The organism is Polaromonas sp. P1_F2 (genome assembly GCF_056405735.1).
Map to the genome: position 1 here is coordinate 1 of NZ_JBFUBN010000011.1, position 21,232 is coordinate 21,232.

The following is a 21,232-nucleotide window of genomic DNA, read 5'->3' on the forward strand; positions in this document are numbered from 1 at the left end:
CAGCCATTGCGGCGCAGTTCGCGCGAGATCGTGCTCGGTGATCGCCCCAGCACTCTCGCAATCTTGCGGATGCTGCAATTGTGCAGCTTCATGCCCATTACCGTGCCTCGCTCTTCGGCACTCAATTGTCGATATGTTCTTGTCATGCAACTCCTCTTGGATTGGAAGTGTTGCACTTGGTCCTTGAATCCGCCGTGACTTTCTTTTGGCGAAGCAAAAGAAAGTTACTTGCTGCCGGGCAACCCCCGGCCAGCAAGCCTCAGCAAAGAGCGCGAAGGCCGGAGCAAGAACCGGCCCTAACTCCCCGGCCAGGCCAGCTTCCCCACCAGCTCCAGGTGGGTCAGATAAACCCGCAAATCAAATTCATACTGGTGATACTGCGGCTCCATATGCGTACACAACTGGTAGAAAGCCTTGTCATGGTCTCTCTCCTTGATGTGCGCCAGCTCATGCACCGTGATCATGCGCAAAAACTCCGCCGGCACGTCCTTGAACAGGGTGGCGACGCGGATCTCGCGTTTGGCCTTGAGCTTGTTGCCTTGCACGCGTGAGACGGTGGTGTGGGTGCCCAGTGCGTGTGCGATGACGTGGAGTTTGCTGTCAAACGCCACCTTGGATAGGGGCTCGGAGCTGCGCAGGAAATCGTTCTTGAGATCCATCACGTAGTCGTATAGCGCCTTGTCGGTCCGCACGCCGTGCCCCTGCGGATACTTGGCGAGCAGAACCTCGCCCAGCCGGCCCTGATCCAGCAATTGCTGAACCTGGACCCGCAGATTTTCCGGATAGCCGGAAAGGTACTTCAAGGGGGAGGCACTGGCCATCAGGGATTCAGGCCGGGCGCCTCACCGGTTCCGCTTCAGGCCTCGCGACGCAGCGCGGGGAAGAGAATCACGTCCCGAATGCTCGGGCTGTCGGTCAGCAGCATCATGAGGCGGTCAATGCCCACGCCGCAGCCGCCGGTGGGCGGCATGCCGTATTCGAGGGCGCGCACGAAGTCGTGGTCGTAGAACATGGCTTCGTCGTCGCCGCTGTCCTTGGCCGCGACTTGCGCGTTGAAGCGGGCGGCCTGTTCTTCGGCGTCGTTGAGCTCGCTGAAACCGTTGCCGAATTCGCGGCCGGTGATGTAGAGCTCAAAGCGCTCGGTCACTTCGGGCCGGCTGTCATTGGCGCGCGCCAGCGGCGAGATTTCCGTCGGGTGTTCCATGATGAAGGTTGGCTGCCAGAGTTTTTCTTCGACCAACTCCTCGAAGTACAGCACCTGCAGGCTGGCCAGCGAACGGGTCGAGAGGCGGTCTTTTTCCTCGTTCATGCCCAGCTTTTTGAGGGCATTGGTCAGCCACACGGTGTCGTCCACGTGCTCGCCGGCTTCGGTGTGCTTGAGGATGGCTTCGCGAATGGTCAGGCGTTCAAAGGGCTGGCTCAGGTCCACGGGCTTTTCGGCGTAAGTCAGCTGCAGGGAGCCGGTGACCTTCTGGGCGACGTCGCGGATCAGCGATTCGGTGAAACTCATCAAGTCCGAGTAGTTCCACCACGCGGCGTAGAACTCCATCATGGTGAACTCGGGGTTGTGGCGGACGCTGATGCCCTCGTTGCGGTAGCTGCGGTTGATCTCGAACACGCGCTCAAAGCCGCCGACGATCAGCCGTTTGAGGTAGAGCTCGGGAGCAATGCGCAAAAACATTTCCTGGTCGAGCGCATTGTGGTGCGTCTTGAACGGTTTTGCATTTGCGCCGCCCGGGATCGGGTGCAGCATCGGGGTCTCGACTTCCAGGAATTCGTTGGCGATCATGAATTCGCGAATACTGCTGACGGCCTTGCTGCGCGACATGAAGCGCTTGCGCGCCTCCGGGTCCATGATCAGGTCCACATAACGCTGGCGGTACTTGACCTCCTGGTCAGCCATGCCGTGGAACTTGTCGGGCAGCGGACGCAGGCTTTTGGTCACCAGTCGGATGCTGTCGGCGTTGACTGAGAGTTCGCCTGCATTGGTGCGGAATAAGGTCCCGGTGGCTTCGATGATGTCGCCCAGGTCCCAATGCTTGAAGGCTTTGTGGACTTCCTCGCCCACGCCGTCGTTTTTGATATACAGCTGGATGCGACCGTTTGAAGAGCCCAGCGACGCGTCCTGGATGGTGGCGAAGCTGGCCTTGCCCATCACGCGCTTGAGCATCATTCGACCTGCGACGTGGACCTTGAGCGCCAATTCGTCGAGTTCTTCCTTTGTCTTGCTGTCGTATTGCTCAAACAGCGCGGCAGCACGGTGCGTCGGCTTGACATCGTTAGGGAAGGCCACGCCTTTTCCGTCCGCCTGGTCTTTGCGCAAGGCCTTGAGCTTTTCGCGGCGTTCAACGATGAGTTGATTCTCATCTTGCGGAGCGAGGGCGGCGTTGCTGGGGGTGGGCGGAGTCGGCTGTATAGACATAGGGTTCCGGAAAAAGTCCAAAGGAGTCAGACGCCTTGCGTTCAGGGGGAGGCCCGAAAAGCGCCGAATTGTCGATTTTAAGTTTTAACAGGGGCGTTTTGGCACGGCCGCCTGAAAAGGCGTTGAGATCGCCAACAGGCCCTTAAAGCGCGATGCCGGTGCGCTCAAGGATGTCGCTCACCAGCTCCAGCCGCATCAGGGGGTTGTCCAGCTGCATCAGGCGCTGCTTGAGCTCCAGCGGAATCGGCAGCAGTTCGCACCAGCGGTTTGAGACCCAGCCGCAATCGTCAAGCCGGTAGGGCGACTGCAGCGGCATCTGGGCCTGCGGCACCTCGCGCTCCTGCAGACTTCTGATCAGCTTGCCCAGCGCGTCGGCCGTGCCTTGCAGGTCGGGCGGGATTTTTACGGCCTGGTCGTCTTCCAGCCGGGTGACGTCGGCGATCCACAAGCCGTGCTTGAGTTTTTCGCGGCGCGAGATTTCAAAGCGCTGCGCGCCGACGCAGCGGATCACCATCAGGCCCGGCTGCGGCAAGGAAAACTCGGTGATGGTGGCCAGGGTGCCGACCGTGCTGAAGGCCTCGTGCGCAAAGCCGTCGCCGGCGGGGCCAGTGTCTGCGGGACGCCGCACTTCCGAGCCTTCTGTCAGCGACACCACGCCGAAGGGCGCGCCTGCCTTGTGGCACTTGCCTATCATGTCGAGGTAGCGCACTTCAAAGATGCGCAGCGGCAAAATGCCGCCCGGAAACAGCACCGCGCCCAGCGGGAACAGGGGAAGGGAGCTCAAGGTCAAAGCTTCTGGCATGGTTCTCATCGTGCTTTGGGGGGCCGTGAACCACATCATCCCATGTGACCCAAGCGGTGCACTTTTCGTGCGGCTAATACGCCTTGCTTCAGGGGCTATTCAGGCTTGCCAGGTTCTCAACTGACGGCGTCGGCCGGCTGCCTGAGCAGCATGGCCAGTGAACTGGCCACGGTCTTGCGCAGTTCGCGGCGGTCGCAGATGAAGTCGATCGCGCCTTTGGTCTGCAGGAACTCGGCGCGCTGGAAACCTTCCGGCAGCGTCACGCGCACGGTGGATTCAATCACGCGCGGGCCGGCAAAACCGATCAGGGCCTTGGGCTCGGCAATGACCACGTCGCCGACAAAAGCGAAGCCGGCGCTCACCCCGCCCATGGTCGGGTCGGTCAGCACGCTGATGTAGGGCAGGCCTTTTTTGGCCAGGCGGGTCAGCGCAGCATTGGTTTTGGCCATCTGCATGAGGCTGAGCAGGCCTTCCTGCATGCGCGCGCCGCCAGTGGCGGTAAAGCAGATGAAGGGTACTTTTTGCTCGATGGCGGCGTGCACGCCGCGCACGAAGCGCTCGCCCACCACACTGCCCATGCTGCCGCCCATGAAGTCGAACTCAAAGCAGGCCACGACCACGCCTATGCTGTGCACCGCGCCGCCCATGACGATGAGCGCATCGGTTTCCTGGGTGTTTTCCAGGGCTTCCTTGAGGCGTTCGGGGTATTTGCGGCTGTCCTTGAATTTGAGGGCGTCAACCGGCAGCACTTCCTGGCCCAGCTCGTAGCGGCCTTCCGGATCCAGGAAGGCGTCCAGCCGGGCGCGGGCGCCTATGCGGTGGTGGTGGCTGCATTGCGGGCAGACGTTCTGGTTTTTTTCCAGGTCGGTCTTGTAGAGCACCGCTTCGCAGCTGGGGCATTTGATCCACAGGCCCTCGGGTACCTGGCGGCGCTCCGTCGGGTCGGTGGGGCTGATTTTGGGGGGAAGCAGTTTTTCTAGCCAAGACATGAAGTCAGTCCTTGTGGTATCGGGCGGGGCCTGAGGCCCCGCCGGGCGAAAAGCGCAATTATGCGCCGGTTTCCCCAGGCTTCAACCCGGTACCGGCCAGCGCAAAAGTCAGTCCAAAGCAGTACGGATTTCCGTCAAAAACGCCTGTGCAACGGCCGCCACCTTGTCGCGCGGCTGGTTTTCGATCAGCTGGATGATCTTGCTGCCGATGACCACCGCATCGGCCACCTTGCCGATGGCCTTGGCCGTGGCTGCGTCGCGGATGCCGAAGCCCACGCCCACGGGCACGTTCACATGTTTGCGTATGCGCGGCAGCATGGCCTCGACGGCGTCCACGTCCAGCGTGCCCGCGCCGGTCACGCCCTTGAGCGAGACGTAATAGACATAACCGCTGGCGACTTCAGCCACCTGGGCCATGCGCTTGTCGGTGCTGGTGGGGGCCAGCAGAAAGATCAGGTCCATGCCGTGCGCGCGCAGGCGGGCGGCGAATTCCACGCATTCCTCGGGCGGGTAGTCGACGATGAGCACGCCATCCACGCCGGCTTGGGCGGCGTCGCGGATGAAGGCGCTTTCGGTCTTGCTGCCGCCGTGCTTGATGTCGTAGCGCTCCACCGGGTTGGCGTAGCCCATCAGGACCACGGGCGTTGCACTGTCCTTGGCGCGGAACTGGCGCACCATGTCCAGCACCTGGGCCAGGCCGACGCCGAAGGACAGGGCCTTGTCGCCGGCTTTCTGGATCACCGGGCCGTCGGCGCTGGGGTCGGAAAACGGTACGCCCAGCTCGATCACGTCGGCCCCGCCGGCCACCATGGCGTGCATCAGCTCGGGCGTGACGTCGGCAAACGGGAAGCCCGCGGTGACGTAAGGGATCAAGGCCTTGCGGCCCTGGCTTTTGAGCGTGGAGAAGGTGGAGGCAATGCGGCTCATGACTGCACCCCGCTTCCCTTGGCGCCGCTGGCGTCGAAGGATGCCGGCGAAGCCGACCCGCCCTTGACGGACAGGCCGCGCATGGACGGCCGGTCGTAGAAGTCGGCCCCCGAGAGGTCGGCCACCGTGCCGATGTCCTTGTCGCCCCGGCCCGACAGGCACACGAGCAGGCTTTGGTCGCTGCGCATGCTGCGCGCCATTTTCATGGCGCAGGCCACGGCATGGCTGGATTCAAGCGCGGGAATGATGCCTTCGGTGCGGCACAGGTAGTGAAAGGCTTCCAGGGCTTCCTTGTCGGTGATGCCGACGTATTCGGCGCGGCCTATGTCCTTGAGGAAGGCATGTTCAGGGCCCACGCCGGGGTAGTCGAGCCCGGCGCTGATGCTGTGGGTCTCGGTGACCTGGCCGTCCTCGTTTTGCAGCACATAGGTGCGGTTGCCGTGCAGCACGCCAGGCAGGCCGCGCTGCAGCGAGGCCGAATGCTTGCCGCTTTCCAGGCCTTCGCCGGCCGCTTCCACGCCGATCAGGCGGGTTTTGGCGTGCTGGATATAGGGGTGGAAGATGCCCATGGCATTGCTGCCGCCGCCCACGCAGGCGATCACCGCGTCGGGCTGCTTGTTGCCGATGAACTCCGGCATCTGCTGCAGGCATTCGGCGCCGATCACGCTCTGGAAGTCGCGGACCATCATGGGGTAGGGGTGCGGGCCCGCCACCGTGCCGATGATGTAGAAGGTGTTGTCGACGTTGGCGACCCAGTCGCGCATGGCCTCGTTGAGCGCGTCTTTCAGCGTCTTGCTGCCGCTTTCGACCGGCACCACCGTGGCGCCCAGCAGGTTCATGCGGTAGACGTTGGGGCTTTGGCGCTTGACGTCCTCGCTACCCATGTAGACCACGCATTCCAGGCCGTAGCGCGCGCAGATCGTGGCGGTGGCCACGCCGTGCTGGCCGGCGCCGGTCTCGGCGATAACACGCGGCTTGCCCATGCGGCGTGCCAGCATGGCCTGGCCTATGGTGTTGTTGATCTTGTGCGCGCCGGTGTGGTTGAGGTCTTCGCGCTTGAGGTAAATCTGCGCGCCGCCCTGTTCGCGGCTCATGCGCGCGGCGTGGTAGATCGGGGAGGGGCGGCCCACGAAATGCGCCAGTTCGGACTGGAATTCGGCGATGAACTCCGGGTCGTGCTGGTATTTGGCGTAAGCGTCTTTCAGCTCGTTGATCGCGTGGGTCAGCGTTTCCGAAACGAAACTGCCGCCGTAAATTCCGAAATGGCCTGAAACGTCAGGCTGGTGGTACTCGTACATGATGGGGACTCTTTGCAAGTAATTCGTCGGCGGCGCGAACGGCCGCGACGAACTGGTTGATTTTGTCGGCGCTTTTGATTCCCTTGGAAATCTCGACGCCGGAACTGACATCAACGGCCAGCGTTGTGCAACGCGGCCTGACTTGCGAAATGCCATCGATCACGTTTGCAGGCGTCAATCCACCAGACAAAACGAGGTGAGCGCTGACGTTTGGAGGAAGAAGTGACCAATTGAATGTTTTCCCGCCGCCGCCATAACCTTCGACATGAGCGTCGAGAAGGATGGCTTGTGCGGCCTTGAAGTCCTGGGCATATTTTACGAGATCAAAGCCGCCTGGGGAGCCCGGGGTGTTTTCGGCTGATTTTTCACCCAATGGGATGCGTGCCGCGCGCATGAAGGGCCGTCCGGCTGAAAGGCAGTCTTCAGGCGTCTCGTCCCCGTGAAACTGCAGAAAGGCCGTGGGGATGAGGGCGCAGGCGGCGCTGATTTGGGCTGCGGGCGCGTTGACGAAGAGCAGCACCGGCGTGATGAAGGGCGGCAGGCGGCGGGCCAGTCCGGCGGCGTGCTCGGCCGTCACGTAACGCGGGCTGGCCTCGTACATCACAAAACCGACCGCATCCGCGCCGGCCGCCACGGCGGCATCCACGTCTTCTTCGCGGGTCAGGCCGCAGATCTTGATGCGGGTACGGGTGGTGGCGGGCGTCATGGAAGCCAATCATAGGCTGGTGTGCGAGCCGGGAGGCCGTAGTGGTCTTCGTACACGGGGCCCAGAAAGTACAGGCCATCCGGTGAAAATGTGGGCGCGGCGGCATCGCGGCTGCGCGCGGCCATCACCGCGGCCAGCCAGTCCGGCGGGTAGTTGCCCTGGCCTATGGCCACCAGGCAGCCCATGATGTTGCGGATCATGTGGTGCAAAAAGGCGTTGGCCTCGAACTCGAAGCGCCAGTACCTGGCACCTGGCTCACCGCGGTGCGAAATCTCAATGCGGCTGATGGTTTTGACGGGGGACTTGGCCTGGCACTGCGCGGCGCGGAAGGAGCTGAAATCATGTTCGCCTACGAGGTAGGTGACGGCCTGCCGCATGGCCGCCTCGTCCAGCGGCCGGTAGACCCAGCCGACACGCCCGGCTTCCACGCTGGGGCGCACCGGCGACTCCAGTACCACATAGGCATAGCGGCGGGCGATGGCGCTGCCGCGGCAATGGAATTCATCGGGGACCTCGCGTGCCCACTGCACGGCGATGTCTGAGGGCAGAAAGGCGTTGGTACCGCGCACCCAGGAGGCAATGTCGCGCTGCAGGGGCGTATCGAAGTGCACGACCTGCATCAGGCCGTGCACGCCGGCGTCGGTGCGGCCCGCGCACAGGGTGCGGATGGACTGGGCGGCGAATTTGCCCAGCGCCAGCTCCAGCTTGTCTTGCACCGTGTTGCCCGAAAGCTGGCTTTGCCAGCCTTCGTAGCCGCTGCCGTTGTAGCTGACGCCGAGTGCAATCCTCACGGGGGGGGACGCAGTGAACGCGGCGCGTTCAGGCTGCGCTCACGACAGGGCGTTCAGGAAGGCCTGCGCCTTGACCTTCAGCGGACCCTTGGCTTCGGCCATCACCTCTTCGGCCAGGGACCTGGCGCCATCCGAATCGCCCAGCGACCGGAATTCTTCGGCCAGCAGGAATTTGGTTTCCAGCGGGTCGTCGGACGTGACTTCCATCGGGTGGTCCGGGCTTTCCGTCGTGGGGCCGTTCAGGTCCAGTGACAGCGAACCGAGGTCGAACTCCAGCATGCCGTTGTCAGTTACCGGCTCTGGCGCCGGGGCTGCCGCCGCTTTCACGGGGGCGGGCGCCGGTTTGGGGGCCGGTGTGAACGGTTCGGGCGTGAAGTTCAGGCCTTCGTCGAGGAAAGAGGCATCGAGCGCGGCTTCGGCGGGTTTGGCAGCCGGCGCTGGTGGCTTGGCCGTGGGCAGCGCCACTGTGGCGCTGCTGAAATCCATGTTCAGCGGGGCCGGTTCCTGCGCCTTCATGGCCACCGTGGGCTCGACGCGCGCGGGAGCGGGCGGCGGAGGTGGCGGGGCCGAGATCACGGCTGGGGTGGTGGCCGCACCGGGTTCGTCATCGAGCGAGAAGTCCAGGTCGAGGTCGACATCCATCGAAGGCGTGGGCGCGGGAACATGCGCCGGCTGAGCGACCATGGCCACGGTGCCGCCCGGGCTGAACGCCGAGGTGCCGCCCGCATGGGCGCTGCCCGCTGGCTGCCCACCTGGCTGGTACATCGGGTTGGCGGGGTCCAGTTCACGGCCCATCTCGGTGATGTAGGCCCATTCGGGGCCGCTGCCGTGGGTGAGGTTGAACGCCTCGATGGCCACGGTTTCAAAGGCCTTGCTGTCGCGGCGCTTGGCGTAGATTTCCATCAGCTTGGCATGGATGGCGACGCGCATCGGGCTGGTGCGCATGGCCTCCTTCAGGATTTCCTCGGCCTGCAGGTCTCGTCCATAGGCCAGGTACACATCAGCTTCGGCTACCGGGTCGACGTCGCCAGCGGCATCCAATTGACTCGGCGAATACACCAGGGACGAGCCCGTGGCGTTGCCTTCATTCGTGTCAATTCTTTGGCCGCCGCTGGCGCCGAAAAAAGAATCCGGTTGCAGCCTGCTTTCAAGGAAGGAGCTGTCGACCTGGGCCGCACCGCCACGCTGGCGATAGCGGTAAAAGCCGAAACCGGCCAGCAGCAGCAGCAGGCCGCCGGCGATGGGGAGTACCAGCGGGTTGTCGAGCAGTTCGTCGACCAGGCTGGGTTCGGGTGGTGGCGGCGGGACTGCGACGGGCTTTTTGGCGGCGGCCACAGCTGGCGCGACCGCGGCACTGGTGGCCGGTGCGGGCTGGGAGGCCGCAGCTACCGGGGCCACGCTGGTGGAAGCTTCGGATGCGGAAGCGGCCGCAGCTGGCGCGCTGCTGGCGGGCGCCGGCGATGGCGTGACGGCAGCAGCCGGGGCTGGTGCGGGTGTTACGCCCGGGGCGGCGGCGGATGGCGCCGCGGGTGCAGGCGTTGCGGCCGGGGCGGGGGCCGCCAGGGTTGGCACGCTGGCAGGCGCGGGAACCGCCACACCGGGGGCTTTTGCCGCACTGGCTGCGGGCGCCGCCGTGGGGGCGCCGCCCAGCTTGTTCAGCTCGCTGATGTTCTTGGACAGCTCGGCCACGCGCGTGGAGGCTTCCTTGGCCTGGCGTTCCTTGGCGATCTTGTCTTCGGCCGCCGTGGGGGCTGCCTTGCCCTGGATGGCGCCCTTGGAGAGGGTCAGCTTGTCGGGGGTGGTGCTGGCGGGCGCGCGGTCTTCGACCTTGGCCTGCACCTTGCCGCCGGCCTGGCGGTCCGCGCTGGCCATCTGGGTGGCCGGCACGCCTTCGGCGAGCTTGCGGCGGAAGCTGTTGAAGTCCTTGCTTTGCGCGACGATGGTCTGGGTGGCTTCGCCGGCGGAAAGCGCTCCGGCCGTTTCGGCGCCCGGAATGTCGAGCACAGCGCCCGACTTGATGCGGTTCACGTTGCCGCCGATGAAAGCGTCCGGATTGCTGCGCAGCAGGGCGACCAGCATCTGGTCCAGCGACACGCTGGCGGGCTTGTTCTGGGCGGCGATCTTGCCGGCGGTGTCGCCGGCTTTGACGGTGACCTGTTTGTCACCGCCGGCCGGTACTTTTTCGAGGGGCACGGCAGGGGCCTTGGCGACCGGCGCGGGCCGGGTGCTGGGGCCGGCTGGCGGCGAATAGGGGATGGAGGCAATGCCCTTGGCGGGAGGGGCCGAGGGACGAGAAGACAGCACGGGTGCCGTGGGCGCGACCGCTGTACCCGAGCGCAGGGCCGGCGGGTCGAACAGCATGGTGTAGTCGCGTGTGATGCGGCCGTTGGCCCAGCTGGCTTCCAGGATCAGGTCGACAAAAGGCTCGGTGACGGGACGGTTGCTGCTCAGGCGCAGAAAGGAGCGTCCGTCAGGGCGGCGTTGCAGGGTGACTTCGACACCGGAAACGACGCTGCCGTATTCAAGCCCGGCCGCCTTGAAGGCGTCGACCGGCGCCACGCCGGCCTTGAGGCTGGAGGCTTCCTCCGGTTTGATGTCGGGGATCTCGATTTCGGCGCGTAGGGGTTCGCCCAATGCCGATTGAACCGTGATACGGCCCAGCGCGAGCGCGTGGGCTTCCAGACTTGCCAGGCTGCCCAGCAGTGCAATGGCACTTGCCAGGGCGCCGATACGCCAACGACCGCGATTATTCATGGGGTTGTGAGCCTCCAGTGCTCGGTCTGCATGTAACTTTATTCTGCTTAAGCGCACAAAAACCTCGATGCGAATTTTCGAAAAACAACCTTAACATCAAGGCATTAGGCTGACAAGCTAAGACACCACTTAAGTTTTGACACAGCGAGTTAGCAGCAACTTACAAGTTTCGGATGTTGTCTGACGACAACGTCTTGTGACATGTAGTTACGGATGGGCGGCTGTATGTTGGCAGCCGCTCACCTCAATTAATTCATGCCTGCAGCAAGATGCGCAGCATGCGGCGCAGCGGTTCGGCGGCGCCCCACAGCAGCTGGTCGCCCACGGTGAAGGCGCCCAGGTAGTCGGGGCCCATGGCCAGCTTGCGCAGGCGGCCCACCGGGATCTGCATGGTGCCGGTGACGGCCACAGGCGTGAGGTCCTGGATGGAGGCTTCGCGCGTGTTTGGCACGACTTTGACCCATTCGTTGTCGGCCGCGATCATGGCCTCGATGTCGGCCAGCGGCACGTCCTTCTTGAGCTTGAAAGTCAGCGCCTGGCTGTGGCAGCGCATGGCGCCTATGCGCACGCAGAAGCCGTCAACTGGGGTTTCGGCGGTGCCGAAGCTCGCGCCCTGGCCGAGGATCTTGTTGGTCTCGGCGCCGCCCTTCCATTCTTCCTTGCTCATGCCGTTGCCCAGGTCCTTGTCGATCCAGGGGATCAGCGAACCGCCCAGCGGCACGCCGAAGTTGGCGGTTTCGGCGGCGCCCAGGCCCTGTTGTTTGGCCAGGATGCGGCGGTCGATCTCGAGGATCGCCGACTTGGGGTCGTTCAGCAGCGTACGGACCTCGCTGTTCAGCGTGCCGAACTGCGTGAGCAGTTCGCGCATGTGCTGCGCGCCGCCGCCCGAGGCCGCTTGATAGGTCATGCTGGTCATCCACTCGACCAGGCCGGCCTTATACAGCGCGCCCACGCCCATCAGCATGCAGCTGACCGTGCAGTTGCCGCCGATCCAGTTGCTGCCGCCCTTGGCCAGCGCGTTCTGGATCACGGGCAGGTTGACCGGGTCCAGGATGATGACGGCGTCGTCGTTCATGCGCAGCGTGGAGGCCGCGTCGATCCAGTGGCCCTTCCAGCCGGCCGCGCGCAGCTTGGGGAAGACCTCGGAGGTGTAGTCGCCGCCCTGGGCCGTGATGATGACGTCGCACTTCTTCAGGGCTTCAATGTCAAAGGCGTCTTTCAGCGTGGTCTCGTTCTTCGCCTGGGCGGGGGCTTTGCCGCCCGCGTTGGAGGTCGAGAAGAACACCGGCTCGATCAGGTCGAAATCGCCTTCAGCCTGCATGCGGTCGATCAGGACCGAGCCGACCATGCCGCGCCAGCCGACGAGCCCGGTGAGATTGCCTTTGAGTTTCATTGGAACTGCCCCTTCAAAAAGTACATAAAAATGGCTTTTTGGCCCGGCTCATCGAGCCGGCAGGGCACGACGAACCAGGCTTGCTAGCCTTTAATGGTGGTCGTTTTGGTGATCTGGGCAAAAACCGGCGCCGCACGTCCCGCGCGCAGGGCGGCGGGGCAGTGGGTGAAAGCGGGGTTTTTGCGCATAGGTGTCGATTGTAGCCAGGCTTGGCTTTGCCGAGACTGACAACTGCCTCAAACCCGTGTTTTGACGCCGGTTTGAGGTGGTTTGCTGCAAAAAAACGTCAGGCCAAGGCTTTTACGACAGCATCACCCATCTGCACCGTGCCGACCTTGGTCGTGCCTTCGCTGTAGATGTCGGGTGTGCGCAGGCCCTGGCTCAGCACGGCGTCCACGGCTTTTTCGATGCGGGCGGCGGCTTCGGGCTGGTTCAGGCTGAAGCGCAGCATCATGGCCGCGCTCAAAATCGTCGCCAACGGATTCGCCACGCCCTTGCCGGCGATGTCGGGCGCGCTGCCGTGGCTGGGCTCGTACAGGCCCTGGTTTTTGTCGTTCAGGCTGGCTGAGGGCAGCATGCCGATGGAGCCGGTCAGCATGGCGGCGGCGTCGCTCAAGATGTCGCCGAACATATTGCCGGTGACCACCACGTCAAACTTCTTGGGCGCCTTGACCAGCTGCATGGCGGCGTTGTCCACGTACATGTGGTCCAGCGCGACGTCGGGGTACTCCTTGCCGACCTCGGTGACCACGTCTTTCCAGAGCTGAAAGGTTTCCAGCACATTGGCTTTGTCGACGCTGGTCACGCGCTTGTCGCGTTTGCGGGCCGCCTGGAAGGCGACGTGGGCGATGCGTTCGATTTCGGGGCGCGAATAGCGCATGGTGTCGAAAGCCTCTTCCGAGCCGGGGAAGTGGCCGTCGGGCGAGACGCGGCGGCCGCGCGGCTGACCGAAGTAGATGTCGCCGGTCAGCTCGCGGATGATGAGGATGTCCAGGCCGGACACCAGTTCGCGCTTGAGGCTGGAGGCGTCGACCAGTTGGGCGTAGCAGATCGCGGGGCGGAAGTTGGCGAACAGGCCCAGGTTCTTGCGCAGGCCCAGGATGGCCTGCTCGGGGCGAAGCGGCCGGTCGAGCTTGTCGTATTTCCAGTCGCCGACCGCGCCGAACAGCACGGCGTCGGCGTCCTTGGCGAGCTTGAGCGTGGCTTCGGGCAATGGATGGCCGTGGGCCTCGTAGGCGGCGCCGCCGACCAGCGCGCTTTCGGTTTCGAACTTCAGGTCAAGCGCCTTCAGGACCTTGACGGCTTCCGCGACGATTTCAGTGCCGATGCCGTCACCCGGCAGGATTGCGATTTTCATTTGCTGTCTTTGTGATGGCCGCGCGCGCCCTTGGGGGCGGCCCGCGGCGGATTCTTGGGAAGGGTGTTCAGCCCGCGGCGGTGTGGCTCAGCCACGGCTTGGTCGCCAGGCGCTCGGCTTCAAAGGCCTTGATCTTGTCGCTCTGGCGCAGGGTCAGGCCGATGTCGTCCAGGCCGTTGAGCAGGCAGTACTTGCGGAAGGCCTGCACCTCGAAGGGGAGCTCCTCGCCTTGCGGCTTGACGACGACCTGGCGCTCCAGGTCCACCGTGAGCTGGTAGCCGGGGAAGGCCAGCGCTTCGTCGAACAGCTGGGCCACCTGCGCCTCGGGCAGCACGATGGGCAGCAGGCCGTTCTTGAAGCTGTTGTTGAAGAAGATGTCGGCGTAACTGGGCGCGATGATGGCGCGAAAGCCGTACTGGTCCAGCGCCCAGGGTGCGTGTTCGCGCGAGGAGCCGCAGCCGAAGTTCTTGCGCGCCAGCAGGACGGAGGCACCGGCGTAGCGCGGCTGGTTCAGCACGAAGTCGGGGTTGGGCTTGCGCGTGGCCGGGTCCTGCCCGGGAAAGCCCGCGTCCAGGTAACGCCATTCGTCAAACAGGTTGGGCCCGAAGCCCGTCTTGCGGATGGACTTGAGGAACTGCTTGGGGATGATGGCGTCGGTGTCGACGTTCTCGCGATCCATGGGGGCCACGAGGCCCTTGTGTACGGTGAATTTTTTCATTTACTTCTTTGCGGCGTTTTCGATTTTTTCGCCGACCTTCTGGACGTCTTGCCCGACACCCCGGAAGGTGTTGCATCCGGCCAGCAGAACGGCCGCAGAGGCCAGTGACAGCGCAAGCAGGGTTTTGATTTTTTTCATGGAAGTTCCTCCTGGGGCTGGTGGTTAGACAAATTTCCGGATATCGACAAAGTGGCCGTGCACGGCCGCCGCCGCCGCCATCGCGGGGCTGACCAGGTGGGTGCGCCCGCCGGCGCCCTGGCGGCCTTCGAAGTTGCGGTTGCTGGTGGAGGCGCAGCGCTCGCCCGGCTCCAGCCGGTCGGCGTTCATGGCCAGGCACATGGAGCAGCCCGGTTCACGCCACTCAAAGCCGGCGGCCACAAAAATCTTGTCCAGGCCTTCGCGCTCGGCCTGTTCCTTGACCAGGCCGGAGCCCGGCACCACCAGCGCGAGCTTCACATTTTTAGCGACCTTCTGGCCTATCTTCTTGATCACGGCCGCGGCTTCGCGCATGTCCTCGATGCGGCTGTTGGTGCAGGAGCCGATGAACACCTTGTCGATGTAGAGGTCGTTCAGCGCCTTGCCGGGCTCCAGGCCCATGTATTTCAGGGCGCGCTCGATGGCATCGCGCTTGTTGGCGTCTTTTTCCTTGTCGGGGTCGGGCACGCGGTCGTCGATGGACAGCACCATTTCGGGCGAGGTGCCCCAGGTGACCTGCGGCAGGATCTGGCTGGCGTCGAGTTCGACCACGGAGTCGAACTTGGCGTCAGGATCGGAGTGCAGTGTGTTCCAGTATTTGGCGGCCATGTCCCATTCGACGCCGGTGGGCGAGAGCAGGCGGCCTTTGACGTAGTCGATGGTCTTCTGGTCCACCGCCACCAGGCCGGCGCGCGCGCCCGCTTCAATCGCCATGTTGCAGACCGTCATGCGGCCTTCCATGCTGAGCGCGCGTATCGCCGAGCCGGCGAATTCGATCGTGTAGCCGGTGCCGCCGGCCGTGCCGATCTTGCCGATGATCGCCAGCACGATGTCCTTGCCGGTCAGGCCGGGCGCGAGCTTGCCCTCGACCTTCACGAGCATGTTCTTGGCCTTCTTGGCCAGCAGGGTCTGCGTGGCCATCACGTGCTCGACCTCGCTGGTGCCTATGCCGTGCGCCAGCGCGCCGAAGGCGCCATGGGTGGAGGTGTGCGAGTCGCCGCAGACCACCGTCATGCCGGGCAGGGTGGCGCCGCTTTCGGGGCCGATGACGTGCACGATGCCCTGGCGCTTGGACAGGAAGGGGAAGAAGGCGGCCGCGCCGAATTCCTTGATGTTGCTGTCCAGCGTGGTGATCTGTTCCTTGCTGACCAGGTCGGTGATGCCGTCGTAACCGAGCTCCCAGCCGGTGGTGGGCGTGTTGTGGTCGGCGGTGGCGACGATGGAGCTGATGCGCCAGACCTTGCGGCCGGCCTCGCGCAGGCCTTCGAAGGCCTGCGGGCTGGTGACTTCGTGCACCAGGTGGCGGTCAATGTAGAGGATGGCCGTGCCGTCTTCTTCGGTATGGACGACGTGTTCGTCCCAGATTTTGTCGTAGAGGGTGCGTCCCATGGTTTCCTTCGTGGTCTCTTGTTGTCGTCTGTCGTGGAGTGATTTTAGGCGGCTGCGTGGGCCGGGGCTGCCGCGTTTTTCGCGGCCTTCAGGCTGCCGGTTTGGTGTGCGGGCAGCGTCAGGTGGTCGACCAGCAGCCGCGCCGTCAGCGGCAGGGTGGAAAAGTCGCGCGCCACCAACTGGATCTGGCGCTCCGCCCAGCTGTCCAGCAGCGGAATGGATTCAAGTTCGCCGACGCCGTGCGTCAGTTCAAAGGCGCGCTGCGGCATGACGCCCACACCCAGGCCGTTGTGGATCATGCGGCACATGGCGTCCAGGCCGGTCACATGGATGCGCAGCTTGATGGTGCGTCCCAGCCGCGCCGCGGCCTCGCGCATGGCCAGGTAAATCGAGCTGTTGGAATGCAGGCCGACCTGGTCGTAGTCCAGCGCCGCTTCGAATCGGATGGCGCCCTGTGCGCACAGCGCATGGCCGCGCGGGACGATGAGCACGAGTTTGTCGGTGCGGTAGGGCAGGGTCTGCAGGTCGCCCGCGCCGTCGGCGGTGTTGCAGATGCCCAGGTCGGCCGCGCCCTCTTGCACGGCGCGGACGACTTCGGTGCTCAGGTGCTCTTCGAGGTCTATCTTGATGCCGGAGTGTTCTCGCGTGAAAGCGCCCAGATCCTCGGGCAAGAACTGCACGATGGCCGAGATGCTGGCATGCACGCGCACATGGCCGCGCACGCCGTCGGCGTATTCGCTGAGTTCGCTCTGCATTTTCTCGAGGCTGAACAGCACCGAGCGCGCATGGTGCAGCAGGCTTTCGCCGGCCGGCGTCAGGTCGACGCCGCGGGTGTGGCGGTACAGCAGCGGGGTGTCCAGCGTGGCCTCGAGGTCGGAGAGGCGCTTGCTCACGGCGGAGGCAGCGATGAATTCGCGCTCGGCCGCCTTGCCGATGCTGCCCAGCTCGCACACGGCCACAAAGAGCTGAAGCGAGGTCAGGTCAATGCGGCGGGCAAAGTTGCGTTCTGAGCTTTTCATGGGGCTTGTCGCGTGGCGTCATCGCGTTCGACGACGGTGGATCGCTATTTTGCCGCTAAGAACCGGGTTTTGTCATCGCAATACGCGATGACCCGCTTGCCGATGGGCGTTTTCCGCTGGTTCGGACGTAAAAAAGCCCGCCGATGTTGCCATCAGGCGGGCTTTGCGCCAGGGCGCGGGTGGCTTAGCGCTTGGCCAGCGGCAGGACCTGGCGGGTCGTGGAGCCGGTGAACAGCTGGCGTGGGCGGCCGATCTTGTACTCGGGGTCGCCGATCATTTCATTGAGCTGGGCGATCCAGCCGACCGTGCGGGCCAGGGCGAACACGGCGGTGAACAGCGGCACGGGGATGCCGATGGCGCGCTGCACGATGCCGGAGTAGAAGTCGACGTTGGGGTAGAGCTTGCGCGAGACGAAGTAGTCGTCTTCCAGGGCGATCTTTTCCAGGGCCATGGCCAGCTTGAACAGCGGGTCGTTTTCCAGGCCCATTTCCTGCAGCACTTCCTTGCAGGTTTCCTGCATGAGCTTGGCGCGCGGGTCGTAGTTTTTGTAGACGCGGTGGCCGAAACCCATCAGCTTGACGCCGGAGCTCTTGTCCTTGACCTGCTTGATGAATTCGCCGATTTTCTCGACGCCGCCCTGCTTCTGGATGTCGCCCAGCATGTTGAGGGCCGCTTCGTTGGCGCCGCCGTGGGCCGGGCCCCAGAGGCAGGCCACGCCGGCCGCGATGGCGGCAAACGGGTTGGTGCCGGAGGAGCCGCACAGGCGCACGGTGGAGGTCGAGGCGTTCTGTTCGTGGTCGGCGTGCAGGATGAAGATGCGGTCCAGGGCGCGTTCAAGCACCGGGTTGACCTTGTACTCTTCGCACGGCGTGGCGAACATCATGTGCAGGAAGTTGCCGGCGTAGCTCAGGTTGTTCTTGGGGTACATGTAGGGCTGGCCCACGGTGTACTTGTAAGCCATGGCGACCAGGGTCGGCATCTTGGCGATCAGGCGGATCGCGGCGATTTCGCGGTGTTCCGGGTTGTTGATGTCGGTGCTGTCATGGTAGAAGGCCGACAGGGCGCCGACCAGGCCGGTCATGATGGCCATCGGATGCGCGTCGCGGCGGAAACCGCGCAGGAAGAACTGCATCTGCTCGTTGACCATGGTGTGGTTGGTCACGCGGTGCACGAAGTCGGTCTTCTGCGCCACATTGGGCAGCTCTCCGTACAGCAGCAGGTGGCAGGTTTCCATGTAGTCGCAGTTGGTGGCCAGCTGCTCGATGGGGTAGCCGCGGTACAGCAGCTCGCCCTTGTCGCCGTCGATGTAGGTGATGGCCGACTGGCAGGCGGCGGTCGACAGGAAACCGGGGTCATAGGTGAACATGCCGGTCTGCGCGTACAGCTTGCGGATGTCGACGACGTCCGGGCCGACATTGCCCTGGTATACCGGCAGGTCGATGCTGGGGCTGCCGTTGCTGAAGGACAGGGTGGCTTTGTTGTCAGCTAGCTTCATTTCTTGCTTCTTTCTTTCGTATCAGTGTCAATGAGGGACGGGCGGGTAATCAGGGGGCCGGCGCCGCGGGCTGCAGCAACTTTAAAACCTCGTGGGCTTCAGAAGTAGAGGCGCTTGCCTTGGCGGCTTCATCGGGCAGCTGGCCGGCTTCTTTTCGTTTTAACAGCAGGTCCAGCAAATCGTTGTCGGACAACTCCATTAAATCATTCAACCCTTTAGCCTGCCTGACGGTGAGGGTGGCCTCGTGGCCCTGGAAGAAGCGCTCTATCAGCAGGTCGTTTTCGAGCAGGCCGCGCCGGCAGCGCCACTTGAGTTTGCTCAGGGCTCGCTCGTCTAGCAGGGCGTCGGCGGTTTCCATATTTTCGGCCAGTGGACGGTCAAACTGTCCTCATCACCATCATTTCCTTGATCTTGCCGATGGCTTTCGTCGGGTTCAGGCCCTTGGGGCAGACGTCGACGCAGTTCATGATGGTGTGGCAGCGGAACAGGCGGTAGGGGTCTTCAAGGTTGTCCAGGCGCTCGGCGGTGGCTTCGTCGCGGCTGTCGGCGATGAAACGGTAGGCCTGCAGCAGGCCGGCCGGACCGACAAACTTGTCCGGGTTCCACCAGAAACTGGGGCAGGAGGTCGAGCAGCTGGCGCACAGGATGCACTCGTAGAGGCCGTTGAGCTCTTCGCGCTCTTCGGGGCTCTGCAGGCGCTCTTTCTCGGGCGGCACGTTGTCGTTGATCAGGTAGGGCTTGATCGAGTTGTACTGCTTGAAGAACTGCGTCATGTCGACGATCAGGTCGCGCACCACGGGCAGGCCCGGCAGCGGCTTGAGGATGATGACCTCGGGCAGCGTGCGCATATTGGTCAGGCAGGCCAGGCCGTTCTTGCCATTGATGTTCATCGCGTCCGAGCCGCAGACACCTTCGCGGCAGGAGCGGCGAAAGCTGATGGACGGATCCTGCGCCTTGAGTTTCATCAGCGCGTCCAGCAGCATGCGCTCATGGCCGTCGAGCTCCACCTCGATGGTCTGCATATAGGGCTTGGCATCGGTGTCCGGGTCGTAGCGGTAGATCTTGAAGGTGCGTTTGGTCATGGGGTTCTCGCTTCTTGTGGGGTCGCAGGCCGTCTGTCGGGGCTGTTTTTTTTAGAACGTGCGCGTCTTGAGCGGCACAGACTCGACGGTCAGGGGCTTCATCTGCACCGCCTTGTAGGCCAGGCGGCTGCCTTCGCTGTACCACAGCGTGTGCTTGTGCCATTCGGTGTCGTTGCGGCCGTTCGGGTGTTCGGGCGTGTCGCCGTAGTCGTCGACCGAATGCGCGCCGCGGCTTTCCCGGCGGGCGGCGGCCGACACGATGGTGGCCTGCGCGGCCTCGATCAGGTTCTCAACCTCCAGCGCCTCGATGCGCGCGGTGTTGAAGATCTTGGACTTGTCTTTCAGGCCGATGCTGTTGACGCGCGCGCGCAGGGCGGCGATCTTGCTCACGCCTTCGTCCATGATGGCCTGGGTACGGAACACGCCGGCGTGCTGCTGCATGGCGGCGCGCAGGTCGTTGGCCACGTCCTGGGCGTATTCGCCGTCGGTCGCGTTGTCCAGGCGCGCGATGCGGGCCAGGGTCTTGTCGGCGGCGTCAGCCGGCAGCGGCTTGTGCGTGGTGGTCTTGGCGAACTCGACGATGTGGTTGCCGGCGGCCTTGCCGAAGACCAGCAGGTCCAGCAGCGAGTTGGTGCCCAGGCGGTTGGCGCCGTGCACGCTGACGCAGGAGCATTCGCCCACCGCGTAGAGGCCGTTGACAACCTGGCTCTGGTTGCTGGCGTCCTGCGTGACGACCTGGCCGTGGATGTTGGTCGGGATGCCGCCCATCTGGTAGTGGATGGTCGGCACCACGGGAATCGGTTCCTTGGTGATGTCGACGTTGGCGAAGTTGTGGCCGATCTCGAACACCGAGGGCAGGCGCTTCATGATGGCGTCCACGCCCAGGTGGGTCATGTCCAGCAGGATGTAGTCCTTGTTGGGGCCGCAGCCGCGGCCTTCCTTGATTTCCTGGTCCATGGAGCGCGAGACGAAGTCGCGCGGCGCCAGGTCTTTCAGCGTGGGCGCGTAGCGCTCCATGAAACGCTCGCCGTTGCTGTTGCGCAAAATCGCGCCTTCGCCGCGGCAGCCTTCGGTCAGCAGTACGCCGGCGCCGGCCACGCCGGTCGGGTGGAACTGCCAGAACTCCATGTCTTCCAGCGGGATGCCGGCGCGCGCCGCCATGCCCAGGCCGTCGCCGGTGTTGATGAAGGCGTTGGTCGACGCGGCAAAGATGCGGCCGGCGCCGCCGGTGGCCAGCAGCGTGGTCTTGGCTTCAAAAATGTGGACGTCGCCGGTTTCCATTTCGAGGGCGGTCACACCCACGACGTCGCCCGCGGCATCGCGGATCAGGTCCAGCGCCATCCACTCGACGAAGAAGCTGGTTTTTTCCTTGACGTTTTGCTGGTACAACGTGTGCAGCATGGCGTGGCCGGTGCGGTCGGCCGCGGCGCAGGCGCGCTGCACGGGTTTTTCGCCGTAGTTGGCGGTGTGGCCACCGAAGGGGCGCTGGTAAATCGTGCCGTCGGGGTTGCGGTCGAAAGGCATGCCCATGTGCTCGAGGTCGTAGACGACCTTGGGTGCTTCGCGGCACATGTATTCGATCGCGTCCTGGTCGCCGAGCCAGTCGGAGCCCTTGACGGTGTCGTAGAAGTGGTAGTGCCAGTTGTCTTCGCTCATGTTGCCGAGCGAGGCGCCGATGCCACCCTGGGCCGCGACGGTGTGCGAGCGTGTGGGGAACACTTTGGAGAGCACGGCGACATTGAGGCCGGCGCGCGCCAGTTGCAGCGAGGCGCGCATGCCGGAGCCGCCGGCACCGACGATGACGACGTCAAATTTGCGCTTGGGGAGTTTGGAGGTTGCGGTCATGATTTTTGTGGGGTGTCGGTCTTCTTGTCGGGTCTGCGGGATCGGTGGCG

Annotated in this window: 20 protein-coding genes; all 20 read right to left on the bottom strand. The window is 64.1% G+C overall.

Going from position 1 to position 21,232, the window contains the following annotated elements:
* Positions 1-146, bottom strand: a 146-nt coding sequence (locus tag AC1D0O_RS19415; protein ID WP_477655287.1) for a helix-turn-helix domain-containing protein, incomplete at its 3' end; no start/stop codon positions are given.
* Between the two features lie 150 nt (positions 147-296).
* Positions 297-821 (bottom strand): YgjP-like metallopeptidase domain-containing protein, encoded by a 525-nt coding sequence (locus AC1D0O_RS19420; RefSeq protein WP_477655126.1) that lies wholly within the window; start codon positions 819-821, stop codon positions 297-299.
* Positions 822-856: 35 nt separating this feature from the next.
* Positions 857-2,422: a lysine--tRNA ligase gene (gene lysS / locus AC1D0O_RS19425; RefSeq protein ID WP_477655127.1), complete on the bottom strand. Its 1,566-nt coding sequence runs from the start codon at positions 2,420-2,422 to the stop codon at positions 857-859.
* 142 nt (positions 2,423-2,564) lie between these two features.
* Positions 2,565-3,224: an LON peptidase substrate-binding domain-containing protein gene (locus AC1D0O_RS19430; RefSeq protein WP_477655128.1), complete on the bottom strand. Its 660-nt coding sequence runs from the start codon at positions 3,222-3,224 to the stop codon at positions 2,565-2,567.
* A 116-nt stretch (positions 3,225-3,340) separates the two neighbouring features.
* Complete coding sequence (gene accD / locus AC1D0O_RS19435; protein WP_477655129.1) at positions 3,341-4,213, bottom strand: acetyl-CoA carboxylase, carboxyltransferase subunit beta; 873 nt, start codon at positions 4,211-4,213, stop codon at positions 3,341-3,343.
* A 108-nt stretch (positions 4,214-4,321) separates the two neighbouring features.
* On the bottom strand, positions 4,322-5,140 hold the full coding sequence (trpA, locus tag AC1D0O_RS19440) for a tryptophan synthase subunit alpha (RefSeq protein WP_477655130.1): 819 nt from the start codon (positions 5,138-5,140) through the stop codon (positions 4,322-4,324).
* A complete protein-coding gene (gene trpB / locus AC1D0O_RS19445; protein WP_477655131.1) occupies positions 5,137-6,438 on the bottom strand; it encodes a tryptophan synthase subunit beta in 1,302 nt (433 codons plus the stop codon). Before trpB ends, trpA begins: the two co-directional genes overlap by 4 nt.
* On the bottom strand, positions 6,416-7,144 hold the full coding sequence (locus AC1D0O_RS19450; RefSeq protein WP_477655132.1) for a phosphoribosylanthranilate isomerase: 729 nt from the start codon (positions 7,142-7,144) through the stop codon (positions 6,416-6,418). The genes trpB and AC1D0O_RS19450 overlap by 23 nt, the downstream gene beginning before the upstream one ends.
* The gene (gene truA / locus AC1D0O_RS19455) at positions 7,141-7,935 is read right to left on the bottom strand and encodes a tRNA pseudouridine(38-40) synthase TruA (protein WP_477655133.1); all 795 of its coding nucleotides are present in this window, start codon (positions 7,933-7,935) and stop codon (positions 7,141-7,143) included. Before truA ends, AC1D0O_RS19450 begins: the two co-directional genes overlap by 4 nt.
* Positions 7,936-7,974: 39 nt before the next feature.
* Complete coding sequence (locus AC1D0O_RS19460) at positions 7,975-10,689, bottom strand: FimV/HubP family polar landmark protein (RefSeq protein WP_477655134.1); 2,715 nt, start codon at positions 10,687-10,689, stop codon at positions 7,975-7,977.
* A 253-nt stretch (positions 10,690-10,942) separates the two neighbouring features.
* Entirely contained in the window at positions 10,943-12,082 is a 1,140-nt protein-coding gene (asd, locus tag AC1D0O_RS19465; protein ID WP_477655135.1) for an aspartate-semialdehyde dehydrogenase, read from the bottom strand.
* 286 nt (positions 12,083-12,368) lie between these two features.
* The gene (gene leuB, locus AC1D0O_RS19470; protein ID WP_477655136.1) at positions 12,369-13,439 is read right to left on the bottom strand and encodes a 3-isopropylmalate dehydrogenase; all 1,071 of its coding nucleotides are present in this window, start codon (positions 13,437-13,439) and stop codon (positions 12,369-12,371) included.
* Positions 13,440-13,506: 67 nt separating this feature from the next.
* A complete protein-coding gene (gene leuD / locus AC1D0O_RS19475) occupies positions 13,507-14,157 on the bottom strand; it encodes a 3-isopropylmalate dehydratase small subunit (RefSeq protein ID WP_477655137.1) in 651 nt (216 codons plus the stop codon).
* Positions 14,158-14,295, bottom strand: a complete 138-nt coding sequence (locus tag AC1D0O_RS19480) for an entericidin A/B family lipoprotein (protein ID WP_477655138.1) — start codon at positions 14,293-14,295, stop codon at positions 14,158-14,160. It abuts the gene before it with no gap.
* Positions 14,296-14,319: 24 nt separating this feature from the next.
* Complete coding sequence (gene leuC, locus AC1D0O_RS19485) at positions 14,320-15,741, bottom strand: 3-isopropylmalate dehydratase large subunit (protein ID WP_477655139.1); 1,422 nt, start codon at positions 15,739-15,741, stop codon at positions 14,320-14,322.
* A 44-nt stretch (positions 15,742-15,785) separates the two neighbouring features.
* Positions 15,786-16,760 carry a LysR family transcriptional regulator gene (locus AC1D0O_RS19490; protein ID WP_477655140.1) on the bottom strand — a complete coding sequence of 325 codons (975 nt, stop codon included), beginning with the start codon at positions 16,758-16,760 and terminating at the stop codon, positions 15,786-15,788.
* Positions 16,761-16,944: 184 nt separating this feature from the next.
* The gene (gene gltA, locus AC1D0O_RS19495; protein ID WP_477655141.1) at positions 16,945-18,255 is read right to left on the bottom strand and encodes a citrate synthase; all 1,311 of its coding nucleotides are present in this window, start codon (positions 18,253-18,255) and stop codon (positions 16,945-16,947) included.
* Positions 18,256-18,304: 49 nt separating this feature from the next.
* Positions 18,305-18,613: an FAD assembly factor SdhE gene (locus AC1D0O_RS19500; protein WP_436153627.1), complete on the bottom strand. Its 309-nt coding sequence runs from the start codon at positions 18,611-18,613 to the stop codon at positions 18,305-18,307.
* A gap of 19 nt (positions 18,614-18,632) precedes the next feature.
* The gene (locus AC1D0O_RS19505) at positions 18,633-19,337 is read right to left on the bottom strand and encodes a succinate dehydrogenase iron-sulfur subunit (protein ID WP_436153628.1); all 705 of its coding nucleotides are present in this window, start codon (positions 19,335-19,337) and stop codon (positions 18,633-18,635) included.
* A gap of 51 nt (positions 19,338-19,388) precedes the next feature.
* Complete coding sequence (sdhA, locus tag AC1D0O_RS19510) at positions 19,389-21,182, bottom strand: succinate dehydrogenase flavoprotein subunit (protein ID WP_477655142.1); 1,794 nt, start codon at positions 21,180-21,182, stop codon at positions 19,389-19,391.
* Positions 21,183-21,232: the final 50 nt, after the last annotated feature.

Coding starts and splice junctions, on each gene's coding strand:
- AC1D0O_RS19460 (WP_477655134.1), bottom strand. CDS start 10,689: ATGAATAATCGCGGTCGTTGGCGTATCGGCGCCCTGGCAAGTGCCATT.
- AC1D0O_RS19505 (WP_436153628.1), bottom strand. CDS start 19,337: ATGACCAAACGCACCTTCAAGATCTACCGCTACGACCCGGACACCGAT.
- AC1D0O_RS19430 (WP_477655128.1), bottom strand. CDS start 3,224: ATGCCAGAAGCTTTGACCTTGAGCTCCCTTCCCCTGTTCCCGCTGGGC.
- trpB (WP_477655131.1), bottom strand. CDS start 6,438: ATGTACGAGTACCACCAGCCTGACGTTTCAGGCCATTTCGGAATTTAC.
- asd (WP_477655135.1), bottom strand. CDS start 12,082: ATGAAACTCAAAGGCAATCTCACCGGGCTCGTCGGCTGGCGCGGCATG.
- AC1D0O_RS19480 (WP_477655138.1), bottom strand. CDS start 14,295: ATGAAAAAAATCAAAACCCTGCTTGCGCTGTCACTGGCCTCTGCGGCC.
- leuB (WP_477655136.1), bottom strand. CDS start 13,439: ATGAAAATCGCAATCCTGCCGGGTGACGGCATCGGCACTGAAATCGTC.
- lysS (WP_477655127.1), bottom strand. CDS start 2,422: ATGTCTATACAGCCGACTCCGCCCACCCCCAGCAACGCCGCCCTCGCT.
- AC1D0O_RS19420 (WP_477655126.1), bottom strand. CDS start 821: ATGGCCAGTGCCTCCCCCTTGAAGTACCTTTCCGGCTATCCGGAAAAT.
- sdhA (WP_477655142.1), bottom strand. CDS start 21,182: ATGACCGCAACCTCCAAACTCCCCAAGCGCAAATTTGACGTCGTCATC.
- AC1D0O_RS19500 (WP_436153627.1), bottom strand. CDS start 18,613: ATGGAAACCGCCGACGCCCTGCTAGACGAGCGAGCCCTGAGCAAACTC.
- gltA (WP_477655141.1), bottom strand. CDS start 18,255: ATGAAGCTAGCTGACAACAAAGCCACCCTGTCCTTCAGCAACGGCAGC.
- leuC (WP_477655139.1), bottom strand. CDS start 15,741: ATGGGACGCACCCTCTACGACAAAATCTGGGACGAACACGTCGTCCAT.
- trpA (WP_477655130.1), bottom strand. CDS start 5,140: ATGAGCCGCATTGCCTCCACCTTCTCCACGCTCAAAAGCCAGGGCCGC.
- AC1D0O_RS19450 (WP_477655132.1), bottom strand. CDS start 7,144: ATGACGCCCGCCACCACCCGTACCCGCATCAAGATCTGCGGCCTGACC.
- leuD (WP_477655137.1), bottom strand. CDS start 14,157: ATGAAAAAATTCACCGTACACAAGGGCCTCGTGGCCCCCATGGATCGC.
- accD (WP_477655129.1), bottom strand. CDS start 4,213: ATGTCTTGGCTAGAAAAACTGCTTCCCCCCAAAATCAGCCCCACCGAC.
- AC1D0O_RS19490 (WP_477655140.1), bottom strand. CDS start 16,760: ATGAAAAGCTCAGAACGCAACTTTGCCCGCCGCATTGACCTGACCTCG.